Genomic DNA, 12,275 nt, shown 5'->3' on the forward strand with positions numbered 1-12,275 from the left:
ATGTTCCCGAAACCGATTGAAAACTCAAGCGCCACGGTGCGCACCGGCTACCAAGCCTTTGTTCCTGTGGCTCTGTTTATCTGGCTCTTGCCGATGGTCGCCATCTTCATGACCTCCGTGCGTTCCGCCGAAGATATCAACTCCGGTAACGTATTCGGTTGGCCCTCTGAATTCGCGCTGGTCGAGAACTACATCGCCGTTTTTGAACGCTCTCAGGCTGCGATGTACCTGATGAACTCCTTTATGATCACGATCCCATCGGTGGTGATCTCGGTGGCCTTGGCTTGTCTGGCGGGTTATGCGTTGGCGATCTATCGCTTCAAGTGGGCGCTGCCGTTGTTCTTCCTGTTCGTGGCAGGCAACTTCGTGCCTTACCAGATTCTAATGGTGCCGGTTCGCGACATGTCTGTGCAGGTGGGGCTCTATGACACGATCCAAGGCCAGGTTTTCTTCCACGCAGCTTTCCAAACGGGCTTCTGCACTCTGTTCATGCGGAACTTCATTAAGGCGCTTCCATTCGATCTGATCGAAAGCGCTCGGATTGAGGGCGTGTCTGAGCCGAAGATCTTCTGGTACGTGGTCATTCCTTTGATGCGCCCAGCGATTGCGGCACTTGCGGTTCTAATCTTTACTTTTGTTTGGAACGACTTCTTCTGGGCAAACGTTTTGACCCAAGGTGAAAGTGCGAAACCGATTACTGCAGGCGTGCGTGCGCTGAACGGCCAGTTCGTGAACAACTGGCACCTCGTATCTGCGGCTTCACTACTGGCGGCCTTGCCCCCGGTTGTCATGTTCTTCCTGATGCAGCGCCACTTCATTGCGGGCCTGACGCTCGGAGCCGTGAAATGATCCGATGCTGGCGTCTTGATGACCCTCGTCAAACGCTGGTGCTAGGGTCCCATAAAGATCACCTTGCAGAGGTGATCTATTGGGGCCCACGGCTACCGGACAATGAGGATCTCACAACGCTATATAAGTCGCATATTCTAGACGTGACCGGTGGCATGATGGATGCAAATCCAGAGCTTTCGATCTGTCCTGAAGAAGCGCGCACTTTTCCCGGCCAAGTTGGTCTGAGGCTGCGCGATGAAACGGGAGCGCTTCTGACGACAAACTTCTTGTTCGTTAAAGCAGAAGAATCGCCCAATGCACTGTCTCTGCATTTTAAAGACGCAGTAGCTGAAGTTCGCTATGTCGCGGAATTTGCCATGCATCCGCAGACACACATGATTGAAGCGCGCGCTAGGATTGAAGCGGAACAGCCGGTTCATTTGGACTGGCTCGCGGCTCCGGTTTTTCCGGCCTCTCAGCAATCTGAAGAGATCATCGATTTCACGGGGCGCTGGATTGGCGAATTTCAAATGAACCATACGCCTTGGTCTGCCGGTCTTCGCCTGCGCGAAAATCGGACCGGTCGGACCGGTCATGAACATTTCCCCGGCGCGATTGTTGCTTGTTCCGGTGCATCCAACACCTCTGGCCAAGCCTATGCTTTCCATTACGGATGGTCTGGTGGTCACCGCATGGTGGCTGAAGAATTGCCTGATGGGCGACGTCAAATTCAATTTGGCCATGCAAGCGCGTCAGAGCGTGCAGCGCAAACTCGGTTTGAAACTGCCACATTGTTCGCGACATTCTCGGACACGGGTTTGAACGGGTGTGCAACCGCATTCCAACGTCATTTACGCGATCATGTGGTGACCTGGTCTAAACCAGACGCGCCGCGGCCGGTTCACTACAATTGCTGGGAAGCGGTTTATTTTGATCATTCTTTGGACGAACTCAAAGACATCGCGAACCGTGCCGCTGCCCTTGGCGCCGAACGTTTTGTTCTCGATGATGGTTGGTTTGGCAAGCGTGACGACGACACAACGTCTCTGGCGGATTGGCAGATTGACCCACGCAAGTATCCTGAAGGCCTGACACCGCTGATTGACCATGTTCAATCGGTCGGGATGCGTTTTGGTATCTGGTTTGAACCCGAGATGATCAACGAGGACTCTGATACCTACCGCGCGCACCCTGATTGGGTGCTTGGTAAAGCGGATCAAATTCGCGGCCGCCAGCAGCTGGTGCTGAACATGGCTTTGCCAGAGGTGCAGACCTATCTTTTTGACTGCATCAGTGCGGTTTTGCGCGATCACGATGTCGATTACGTCAAATGGGATCACAACCGCGTACTGCCCCATCCTGATGCCGCGCAAACCCGAGGCGCATACGCGCTTATCGACCGTTTGCGGAGCGCTTTTCCAGAAGTGGAAATCGAAAGCTGTGCGTCGGGCGGAGGTCGCATTGACTTCGGCATATTGGAGCGGACGCAGAGGGTTTGGCTCTCAGATTCTAATGACGCACATGAGCGCCTGAAAATCCAACACAATGCGGCTCTGTTTCTGCCGAATGCGGTCACCGGCAGCCATGTTGGCCCGCGCGAGTGCCACACGTCTGGGCGGGTTTATGACATTCGCTTCCGCGCTTGGGTCGCAGCTCAGCGTCATATGGGTTTTGAAATGGATCCGCGCGAGTTGACCGACGGCGAAGCTGAGGTGCTTAAGCACGTCACAAGTTGGTGGAAAGACAACCGTGACTGGATGCGGCACGCGGATATTCTGCGCCTTGATAGTTCGGATCCAGTGGTCATCGCAGAGCAACAACATGCGCAAAACGGCGATCGTTTTGTGGTCTTCGCAGGCCTCGCAGACACGTCAAAGCAAGCACTGCCACGTCCCCTACGACTCACAAATCTCGATCCAAACGCCACCTATCGCGTTGATCTCATAAATCGAGAGGACGCGCCGGGGTTGTCCCGCGGTGCACCTCATCTAAAGAACGCGCCCTTGGAAGCGAGCGGCACTTACCTTATGGCCCATGGCATCAACCTGCCCTGGAGCTTCCCTGATCGACTATGGGTGTTGGAAGGAACACGTCTATGACCGAACCAATGGCAACGTTTCATGATTTGAGCGGCAAGTCAGTCTTTATCACAGGTGGAGGCGCGGGCATCGGCGCGTTTCTGACTGATGGATTCATGGCGCAAGGCGCAAAGGTCGGTTTTGTTGGTCGTTCTGATGCCACTGCGTTCTGTGATGAAATGGAAGCCAAGCACGGTGTGCGGCCACTCTTCATCCAATGTGACATTACCGACATTGAGGCCCTCAAGGCTGCTATGGATAAGTGTGCCGAAGCGCATGGTACAATCACAGCACTGGTCAACAATGCCGCCAATGACAAGCGCCATGATACTTTGGACGTCGACGAAGAATTTTGGGACTGGTCGCAGTCGATCAACCTCAAGGCCTACTTCTTTGCATGCCAACATGCGATTGCTGGTATGAAGAGTGTTGGGGGTGGAGCAATCATCAATTTCACGTCTATCTCCTACATGATGGGCAACACCGGCTACCCGGCTTACACCACCGCCAATTCCGGCATCAACGGGATGACTCGTAGTCTCGCGCGTGAGTTTGGTGCCGATAGAATCCGGGTGAATGCATTGGCGCCAGGTTGGGTTTTGACCGACAAACAGAAAGAAATGTGGGTCACACCAGAGGCTTTGGAAGAACATATGAAACGGCAATGTCTTCAAGACACGTTGGATCCGCAAGACGTGGTCGGTGCGACGCTGTTCCTTGCGTCTGACACCAGTAAAATGATGACCGGGCAGGCCATGGTCGTAGATGGCGGCGTCGTGGTGACAGGATGAGCGAAGCTGTGCGAGATAAATTGGTATTCGTTGCCGTCGACTGGGGCACCAGCAACCTTCGCGTTAGCTTGCTGGACGAAGATGGCGCAATCCTAGCAAAGCGGCAATCAGATCGCGGCATGGCACAATTGTCGCGAGAGGAGTTTGAGCCCGCGCTGCTTGATCTCATCGGTAGTGATCTGCCAGCCAATAAAGTGACACCAGTCATGTGCTGCGGGATGGTTGGGTCTCGTCAAGGATGGGCTGAGGCGCGCTATGTTTCGGTGCCTTGCAACGCCCCGAGCGGCGAATTGGCAACGCGTGTTCAATCCAAAGATGCAAGGATTGCGACTTGGATCCTTCCGGGCGTGCAGCAGGTCGGACCTGATGACGTGATGCGTGGCGAAGAAACGCAGATCGCTGGCTTCTTGGCGCAAAACCCAAAGTTTGACGGTGTTGTTTGCCTACCAGGCACGCATACGAAATGGGTTCGTGTCAGTGCAGAAGAAATCGTTAGCTTTCAGACTTTCATGACTGGCGAGCTTTTTGCGCTGCTTTCCAAAGAATCTGTCTTGCGTCATTCGGTTGAGACCGAAGACTTTGATCAGTCCGTCTTCTTGAATGCTGTGTCAGATGCAATGTCGCGTCCGCAGAGTATTGCTGCCAAGCTCTTTGGAATAAGAGCAGCGCATTTGGTCTCAGATCAGTCTCTAACGCATGCCAAATCCTCTCTGTCTGGGTATTTGGTTGGACTAGAGTTGGCCGGATCACGCCCTTATTGGCTTGGCATGGATATTGCATTGATCGGCGCACCAGCTCTTTGCGAGATCTATCAAGACGGCCTGAAGGCGCAGGGTTGCCTAGCCAAGTCCTATTCTGCTGAAGACATGACACTTGCTGGCCTCAAAGCCGCTTTTGAACAGGTTAAGGAAACCATCTAATGAGCCGTGAAATAATTGCGATCCTGCGAGGCGTGAAGCCAAACGAAGTGCTGGGCATTTGCGAACAAATCATTGAAGCGGGCATCGATCGGATTGAGGTACCCCTGAATTCACCAGACCCGTTTGAAAGCATCGGCGCGATTGCCAAGGCGTTTGGTTCAAATGCTCTGATTGGCGCTGGCACTGTGTTGACCACTGATAATGTACAGCGTCTGAAGGATGTCGGCGGCGAGCTCGTTGTGTCCCCTGACTGCAACATTGCGGTGATCGAGAAGTCAAAGGCGCTGGGTATGCAATCTTGGCCCGGTGTGATGACCCCGACAGAGTGTTTTGCAGCGCTGCGCGCGGGCGCAGATGGCCTCAAGATTTTCCCAGGTGACATGGTTGGCCCAAAGGGTTTGAAAGCGATGAAAGCTGTTTTGCCTTCGGATGTGCCGGTTTATGCAGTCGGCGGTGCGGGACCGGACAATTTTGCAGAATGGGCCGCTGCCGGTGCGGCTGGCTTTGGTATCGGGTCTGCGATTTATAAGCCAGGGCTAAGCGCAGCAGACGTGCGCGCGAAGGCGGATGCAATTGTCGCTGCCTATGACTCAGCGATGGGCACATGAGCGCATATATCTATGACGACCGCGTTTGTGCGTTAGGGGAGGGTGCCTTGTGGCACCCTTTGCGCAATCAGCTGTTCTGGTTTGATATCTTGGGCCACAAATTGCTGACCCGTGAGAACGGTAAAGCGAAATCTTGGCAGTTTGACGAACATGTATCGGCTGCGGGCTGGGTAGATGAATCAACGCTGTTAATTGCGTCAGAAACCGGCTTGTTCCGTTTCGACATCGCAACCGGTGACAGCGAATTGCTGCATTCGCTGGAAGCCGACAACACCGTAACCCGGTCCAACGATGGCCGCGCAGATCCCTTTGGCGGTTTCTGGATTGGCACGATGGGAAAAAGCGCAGAGAACGGTGCGGGAGCCCTATATAGACTCTATAAAGGCGAAATACGTAAAATCGTTGGTGACGTCAGCATCACAAATGCCATCTGTTTTGCACCTGATAAGTCCGTTGCCTACTACACGGATACCGCGACGAAACGCATATTGAAGGTCGCACTTGATCAAACTGACGGCTGGCCAGTAGGCAGCGCCGAAGTTTTCATTGATCTGACCGATGAGGGCCTCAACCCAGATGGCGCTGTGGTCGACGCCGATGGAAACCTCTGGAGCGCACAATGGGGCGCACACCGCGTTGCGTGCTATGATCCGCAAGGGAATTTTTTGCGCGAGGTTCGTCTGGTTGCCGAACAGGTTAGTTGCCCGGCTTTTGGGGGCGAAAACCTCTCGACGCTTTTTGCAACCTCTGCGGCCGTTGGCCTTGAGGGAGAAAACGAAGGCAAGACCTTCGCAATTGATTTGCCTGATGTGCGTGGTCAGGCGGAACACGCTGTAATTTTGGACTAAAGATGAAACGAACAACTGGTACTTGTTATTACCCAGAGCACTGGGACAAAGCCCTATGGGCGGAAGACGCGCGGCGCATGGTCGAGGCGGGTCTCACTTGGGTGCGCATTGGCGAATTTGCATGGAGCCGCATTGAGCCAACACCCGGTGATTTCCAGTGGGAATGGCTGGACGACGCCATTGAAGTGCTAGGTACGGCAGGTTTGAAAGTCGTTCTCGGAACTCCGACGGCGACACCGCCACGATGGGTGGCCGACAAGCATCCGGACATGTTTGCAGTGGATGTTGATGGGAAACAGCGCGGCTTTGGATCTCGACGGCATTATTGCTTTAGCCATGAGGGCTATCAGGCAGAGGCTGCACGGATTGTAGAGCTTTTTGCCGAGCGATACGGGGCGAACCCGCATGTGGCCGCTTGGCAGACTGACAATGAGTATGGCTGTCATGACACGACAATTTCCTACAGCGATGCGGCACTCAAAGCCTTCCGGTTTTGGTTGAAAGACAAGTACAAAACCATCGATGCTTTGAACGAAGCATGGGGCAATGTGTTCTGGTCGATGGAGTACAATGATTTTGACCAAATCGGCCTGCCTAACCTGACCGTAACAGAGCCTAATCCAGCCCATTCTCTGAATTTTCGCCGGTTTAGTTCGGATCAGGTGGTGCGGTTCAATCGCATTCAAACGGACATCATCCGAAAACACTCAAAAGCGCCACTCTCCCACAACTATATGGGGCGGGTGACAGATTTCGATCACTACAAAGTCGGTGATGATCTGGAGATCGCGACTTGGGATAGCTACCCGCTGGGTTTCCTAGAGGACCGAGTCGGTGCTGATGTGTCTGAGCAGCGCGTCTATGCGCGCCAAGGGGATCCGGATTTCCAGGCCTTGCACCACGATCTGTACCGCGCCGTCGGAAAAGGCCGTTGGTGGGTGATGGAGCAGCAGCCGGGACCCGTGAACTGGGCACCCTACAACCCTGCACCCTTGCCGGGGATGGTGCGCCTTTGGTCGTGGGAGGCTTTTGCGCATGGAGCAGAGGCGGTTTGCTACTTCCGTTGGCGGCAAGCCCCGATGGCACAAGAACAGATGCATGCGGGTCTCTTGCGGCCGGACAGCGCCGATGCGCCAGCTATGGCGGAAGCCAAGCAAGTGCGTGATGAGATTGCGAACGCACCGGACGTCGCGCCTTATCAAGCGCCTGTCGCTATGATCTTTGACTATGATGCGGAATTCGCTTGGGCGGTTCAGCCGCACGGGCAAGGCCTCAGCTATTTCAGCTTGTTCTTTGAAACATACAAAGCGCTGCGCAAGATGGGGCTGTCCATTGATATCCTACGACCAGAGACGCGTGATTTTGATGGGTACAAGCTTATCGTTGCGCCGGGCCTGATGCATATGGACGAAAGCCTAAAACAGGCTCTAACAAAGGCGAATGGACATGTCATGCTTGGGCCGCGCACCGGTGCAAGGGATGGCGATATGGTCATTCCAACCCCACTTCCTCCCGCCATTGAAGGTCTTGATGTGATCGTTTCGCGGGTTGAGTCCTTGCGTCCTGATATGCCGGAACCAATCGCGGGCGGCGGTGCTGTAACTGGGTATCGCGAATTGCTCGAGGGCAGTGTGGACGTGGTACTTCGTTCAAAGGACGGGGAAGCAGCTGTCGTTTCCAATGGGGATGTCACCTATGTCGCCGCGTGGCTTAATCAAACCGCGCTGAGGCGCGTGCTTGCGCCGATCGCAGAGGGGCAAGGCTTGGACGTGTTGGACCTGAAAGATGGCGTACGTGTGCGTGACACTGCGACAGAGCGTTTCTGGTTCAATTATGGTGCATCAGAGACTGAATATGATGGACGTCGCCTTGAAGCTGCCTCTGTGATCCGTGAAGAGCGTAGCGAATAGTCTCAAATCTGTTCTATGAAAGAACGCGTCTCCCCGGCCAACGCTGGGGAGATACACGTAACGCGAAATCAAGCGTTTTTAAGTCTGATTTCGAGCGGTTCGCGACCGCCAATGATCTCAAACAAAAGATCGATGTTTGGATGCGCGCCGGGACGGTTCTTGGCGTCCTCAGTATGCTCGGCGAACACCTCTACGCCATGGGCTGCGGCTTTCGAATCAAGAGCCCCAAAAGTTGCCTGAAGATATTGGTACACCGCCAAAGACCCTTGCTTGCCCGGCTTGTTTTCGATGAAAGCAACCGTTGCCCCTTCTGAGTCGATCAGATCGATGCGCGCGAGTCCTTCAATCGAAGGCAAAAGTGCGAGGTTTTCTTTGAATGAAGCGGTTGGCTGAATCATCGTGTATTCCTTAAATGCAGGTCAGAATCGCATTTAACAGTTTGATGGCTGGAATCCCATCAAGTGGGCGAAAATCATGGTTTTATTGATATAAATTGTAAAATTGAGGCCAAGAACGCAAAAGCCCGGGCATTTCTGCCCGGGCCTTAGAAACAAAGTGGTGAGCCGTATAGGATTCGAACCTATGACCCACTGATTAAAAGTCAGTTGCTCTACCAACTGAGCTAACGGCCCACTTCGCTTTGCGTGAGGGGGCTTCTAAGAATAACCGCCAATAGGGTCAACCCAAAAACGCACAAAAAATGCAGCCGACTGGAATTACCGAAATTTCGACGTTATATGCCCGCCCATGACACAAGAAAGACATACGATAAATTTCGAAAAAATGCACGGACTCGGCAATGATTTCGTGGTGATCGACGCGCGTGATCGCGAGTCGGGTCTTTCTGAGTCGTTGATCAAGGCGATTGCAGATCGACATTTTGGTGTCGGCTTTGACCAGTTGGCGGTTATTGAAGCCGCAACCAATGCTGACGCGCATTTGGTCTTTTATAATGCAGACGGATCAACTTCGGCAGCTTGTGGCAATGCGACACGCTGCATTGGCCGTAAATTGCTCGATGAGTGCGGAGCGGAGGCGCTGACGCTCACAACGGCCCGTGGCACGCTCTATGCGCGTGAATCTGGCAATGGGCTTGTTTCGGTCAATATGGGCCATCCGCAGCTAAATTGGGACGAGATCCCATTGGCGCGGGAAATGGATACGCTGGAGTTGCCGATCGAGGGTGCGCCGACGGCGACTGGTATGGGCAACCCCCATTGCACGTTTTTTGTGGAGGACGTCGAGGCGGTTGATCTGGAAGGTCTTGGCTCAAAGCTTGAACATCACCCGCTTTACCCCGAACGAACGAATGTGGAGTTTGCTTCTCTTGTGGGAGAGAACCACCTGCGCATGCGGGTCTGGGAGCGCGGTGTGGGCGTTACGCTAGCCTCTGGCTCTTCGTCTTGCGCAACCGCTGTCGCGGCTGCACGGCGTGGGCTAACCGGTCGTCAGGTTCAAATCGATCTGGATGGTGGCACGCTGCATATCGATTGGGCCGAAGATGGCGTCTGGATGACCGGTGCGACCATGCATGTGTTTTCTGGAACATTCACTTTAGATTTCGTGGATTCCGTCAAGTGACCCAGCCACCCAAGTTCACCACGCTTGGCTGCCGTTTGAACGCCTATGAAACGGAAGCCATGAAAGAGCTCAGCGAAGAGGCGGGGCTTTCCAATGCGGTTGTGGTGAATACCTGTGCTGTAACGGCGGAAGCGGTGCGTAAGGCGCGCCAAGAGATCCGCAAGCTGCGTCGGGAGAACCCTGAAAGTACCATCATCGTCACTGGCTGCGCCGCTCAAACAGAGCCGGAAACCTTTGCCGCGATGGACGAGGTCGACCGGGTCATCGGCAATACCGAGAAGATGCAGCCCAAAACCTGGCAGGGCATGGCCGAAGATCTGGGTAGCCCGTTTATTGGTGAGACCGAAAAGGTCCAGGTGGACGACATTATGTCTGTCACAGAGACCGCCGGTCACCTCATCGATGGCTTTGGCACGCGCAGCCGCGCCTATGTGCAGGTTCAGAATGGCTGCGATCACCGCTGTACCTTTTGCATCATTCCCTACGGCCGGGGAAACTCGCGATCCGTGCCGGCAGGCGTTGTTGTTGATCAGATCAAGCGGCTGGTCGACAAAGGTTTTAACGAAGTGGTGCTCACAGGCGTTGATTTGACCTCTTGGGGTGCTGACCTGCCCGCTATGCCGAAGCTTGGCGATCTGGTGATGCGGATTCTAAAGCTGGTGCCGGACTTGCAGCGGCTTCGGATCAGTTCGATTGACTCAATTGAGGTCGATGAGAACCTGATGATGGCCATCGCGACCGAGCCACGTCTTATGCCGCATCTTCACCTGTCGTTGCAGCATGGGGACGACATGATCCTAAAACGTATGGCACGTCGCCATCTGCGCGACGATGCAATCCGTTTTTGCGAAGAGGCAAAAAAGCTGCGGCCTGATATGACCTTTGGAGCCGATATCATCGCCGGTTTCCCGACCGAAACCGATGCGCATTTTGAAAACAGCCTAAAACTGGTCGAAGATTGCGATCTGACCTGGTTGCATGTCTTCCCATACTCGAAACGAGAAGGCACTCCGGCGGCGCGTATTCCAAAGCAAGTTCCGGGCCCGGTGATCAAAACACGCGCGGCACAGTTGCGCGCAGCGGGCGATGCGCAAGTAACCAAACACTTGGATGCCCAGCTTGGCAAAACCCACAGCGTTTTGATGGAAAACCCACATATGGGCCGGACAGAACAGTTTACGGAAGTGCGTTTTGATCAGCCCCAAACTGAGGGTGCAGTTCTCAGCGCAAAGATTCGCGGCCATGAGGCCGGCCAGCTCGTCGCATGACGCCTCTTCTCTACAGTTTCCGCCGCTGCCCCTATGCAATGCGCGCGCGTCTTGCGATTGCTGCCTCGGGGCAAAAAGTCGAGTTGCGGGAAATTGTCCTGCGCGACAAAGCTCCGGCGTTTCTTCAAACAAGCCCTAGCGGCACGGTGCCGTGTCTTAAAGTTGATGATCGGGTGATCGATGAATCGCTCGACATTATGGTCTGGGCGCTGGAGCGCAGTGATCCCGAAGGCTGGCTAAACATGCCGGATGAAGGCAATGACCTAATCAAAGAAGCGGATGGGCCATTTAAGAAAGCGCTGGATCGCACAAAATACGCAAACCGCTACAAAGATGCGGATCCCGAAGAAGAACGCATCAATGCCAATGTCTTTTTGCAAAAGTTAGATGCGCAACTCATGCAGCCCTTTCTATTTGGGCCGTCCCCGACGCTGGCCGATATGGCCATCCTTCCCTTCGTGCGTCAGTTCGCCTTTATCGACAAAGCGCGGTTTGACGCGGAGGATTGGCCAAGCTTGTCACGCTGGCTCGAAGGCTTCTTGGCCTCTGATCGCTTCAAGAGCATCATGCAGAAATACGATAAATGGGTGTCGGGCGATGCGCCCATCTTTCTCCCAGAATAGCGTTTTCTTTTTGGTCGAAAATATCCCGGGGTGGGGGTGAAACCAAAGGTTTCACCCAGAGGGGCAGAGCCCCTTAAATCAAGCCGCGTCTACAAGTGCAGCTTTGGTTTTTAGAACCCCTAAAGCTCCTCGTGCTGCCTCACGCCCTTTCTCGACGAAATGCGTGCGGTAGATGGCGTTGTGATGTTCGGTTTCTTGGTACTGGTGCGGCGTCAAAGAAACCGACAAAACCGGTACACCGGTGTCCAAGCCCGCACGCATAAGACCATCAACGACTGCCTGCGCGACAAAGTCGTGACGGTAGATTCCCCCGTCGACCACAAATGCAGCACAGGCCACGGCGCCGTAACGACCAGACGCGGCCAGATCTTTGGCGAGCAATGGCATCTCAAACGCACCAGGGACGTCGAAAACGTCCACTTGCTCTGCGGGGATGACCTCGCAAAATCCTTCCAAGGCACGGTCTACAATATCCGCGTGCCATTGCGCTTTAATGAAAGCAAATCGGGTGTGTGTCATGGATCGAACTCCTTTCGGTAACAGACACGTCACCCAAGGCGATCACAAAGGCTCCGCGCGCTATCGCAGCACACAGACCCTTCATTCTCTTCCATCCGGACTTTAACCGTCGGCTCTGGCCTCTCACCAGATCTGCTGACACCCACATTGTGGGCCGCTCGCGGGCTCGTGGTGCAACCGATGTCTCGGCTCGCCACATACCGCCGGTGGGGAATTTCACCCCGCCCTGAGAACGCGCGCACATTGCCAATCTCTTTGTCGGGGTGCAACATGAAACCCGACATTTTATGATGAGAAG

12 protein-coding genes, 1 tRNA gene and 1 riboswitch are annotated in these 12,275 nt (G+C 54.4%); of the genes, 10 read left to right on the forward strand and 3 right to left on the reverse strand.

The window, feature by feature from the left end; translation table 11 throughout:
- Genes TA5113_RS02495 through TA5113_RS02525 form a run of 7 tightly spaced genes read left to right on the forward strand, consistent with a single transcriptional unit; the run spans window position 1 to window position 7,986 of the window.
- Window positions 1-849, forward strand: a complete 849-nt coding sequence (locus tag TA5113_RS02495) for a carbohydrate ABC transporter permease (protein ID WP_058313642.1) — start codon at window positions 1-3, stop codon at window positions 847-849.
- A complete protein-coding gene (locus TA5113_RS02500; RefSeq protein WP_058313643.1) occupies window positions 846-2,930 on the forward strand; it encodes an alpha-galactosidase in 2,085 nt (694 codons plus the stop codon). Before TA5113_RS02495 ends, TA5113_RS02500 begins: the two co-directional genes overlap by 4 nt.
- A complete protein-coding gene (locus tag TA5113_RS02505; protein WP_058313644.1) occupies window positions 2,927-3,700 on the forward strand; it encodes an SDR family NAD(P)-dependent oxidoreductase in 774 nt (257 codons plus the stop codon). The genes TA5113_RS02500 and TA5113_RS02505 overlap by 4 nt, the downstream gene beginning before the upstream one ends.
- Window positions 3,697-4,620, forward strand: coding sequence for a 2-dehydro-3-deoxygalactonokinase (locus tag TA5113_RS02510; RefSeq protein WP_058313645.1), 924 nt, complete (start codon window positions 3,697-3,699; stop codon window positions 4,618-4,620). Before TA5113_RS02505 ends, TA5113_RS02510 begins: the two co-directional genes overlap by 4 nt.
- A complete protein-coding gene (locus TA5113_RS02515) occupies window positions 4,620-5,228 on the forward strand; it encodes a 2-dehydro-3-deoxy-6-phosphogalactonate aldolase (protein WP_058313646.1) in 609 nt (202 codons plus the stop codon). The genes TA5113_RS02510 and TA5113_RS02515 overlap by 1 nt, the downstream gene beginning before the upstream one ends.
- Entirely contained in the window at window positions 5,225-6,076 is an 852-nt protein-coding gene (locus TA5113_RS02520; protein ID WP_058313647.1) for an SMP-30/gluconolactonase/LRE family protein, read from the forward strand. The genes TA5113_RS02515 and TA5113_RS02520 overlap by 4 nt, the downstream gene beginning before the upstream one ends.
- Window positions 6,077-6,078: 2 nt before the next feature.
- Window positions 6,079-7,986, forward strand: coding sequence for a beta-galactosidase (locus TA5113_RS02525; protein WP_058313648.1), 1,908 nt, complete (start codon window positions 6,079-6,081; stop codon window positions 7,984-7,986).
- A 68-nt stretch (window positions 7,987-8,054) separates the two neighbouring features.
- Here TA5113_RS02525 and TA5113_RS02530 read toward each other — a convergent pair whose 3' ends face one another.
- Together TA5113_RS02530 and TA5113_RS02535 are read right to left on the reverse strand one after the other, a co-directional pair.
- Window positions 8,055-8,384, reverse strand: a complete 330-nt coding sequence (locus TA5113_RS02530; protein WP_058313649.1) for a DUF2322 family protein — start codon at window positions 8,382-8,384, stop codon at window positions 8,055-8,057.
- A gap of 158 nt (window positions 8,385-8,542) precedes the next feature.
- Window positions 8,543-8,618 (reverse strand) — tRNA-Lys (locus tag TA5113_RS02535).
- A gap of 115 nt (window positions 8,619-8,733) precedes the next feature.
- Between TA5113_RS02535 and dapF the strand changes: the two genes are divergently transcribed.
- From dapF to TA5113_RS02550, 3 genes are read left to right on the forward strand one after another with little or no spacing between them, the layout of a single operon-like run.
- Window positions 8,734-9,567, forward strand: a complete 834-nt coding sequence (gene dapF, locus TA5113_RS02540) for a diaminopimelate epimerase (protein WP_058316596.1) — start codon at window positions 8,734-8,736, stop codon at window positions 9,565-9,567.
- Window positions 9,564-10,835: a tRNA (N(6)-L-threonylcarbamoyladenosine(37)-C(2))-methylthiotransferase MtaB gene (mtaB, locus tag TA5113_RS02545; protein ID WP_058313651.1), complete on the forward strand. Its 1,272-nt coding sequence runs from the start codon at window positions 9,564-9,566 to the stop codon at window positions 10,833-10,835. Before dapF ends, mtaB begins: the two co-directional genes overlap by 4 nt.
- Window positions 10,832-11,458 (forward strand): glutathione S-transferase, encoded by a 627-nt coding sequence (locus TA5113_RS02550; protein ID WP_058313652.1) that lies wholly within the window; start codon window positions 10,832-10,834, stop codon window positions 11,456-11,458. The genes mtaB and TA5113_RS02550 overlap by 4 nt, the downstream gene beginning before the upstream one ends.
- Before the next feature lie 78 nt (window positions 11,459-11,536).
- Here TA5113_RS02550 and TA5113_RS02555 read toward each other — a convergent pair whose 3' ends face one another.
- On the reverse strand, window positions 11,537-11,977 hold the full coding sequence (locus tag TA5113_RS02555; RefSeq protein ID WP_058313653.1) for a 6,7-dimethyl-8-ribityllumazine synthase: 441 nt from the start codon (window positions 11,975-11,977) through the stop codon (window positions 11,537-11,539).
- A gap of 79 nt (window positions 11,978-12,056) precedes the next feature.
- A riboswitch (FMN riboswitch) is annotated at window positions 12,057-12,215 on the reverse strand.
- Window positions 12,216-12,275 lie beyond the last annotated feature (60 nt).

The sequence above is a fragment of the Cognatishimia activa genome, assembly GCF_001458335.1.
Taxonomy (GTDB): Bacteria; Pseudomonadota; Alphaproteobacteria; order Rhodobacterales; family Rhodobacteraceae; genus Cognatishimia; species Cognatishimia activa.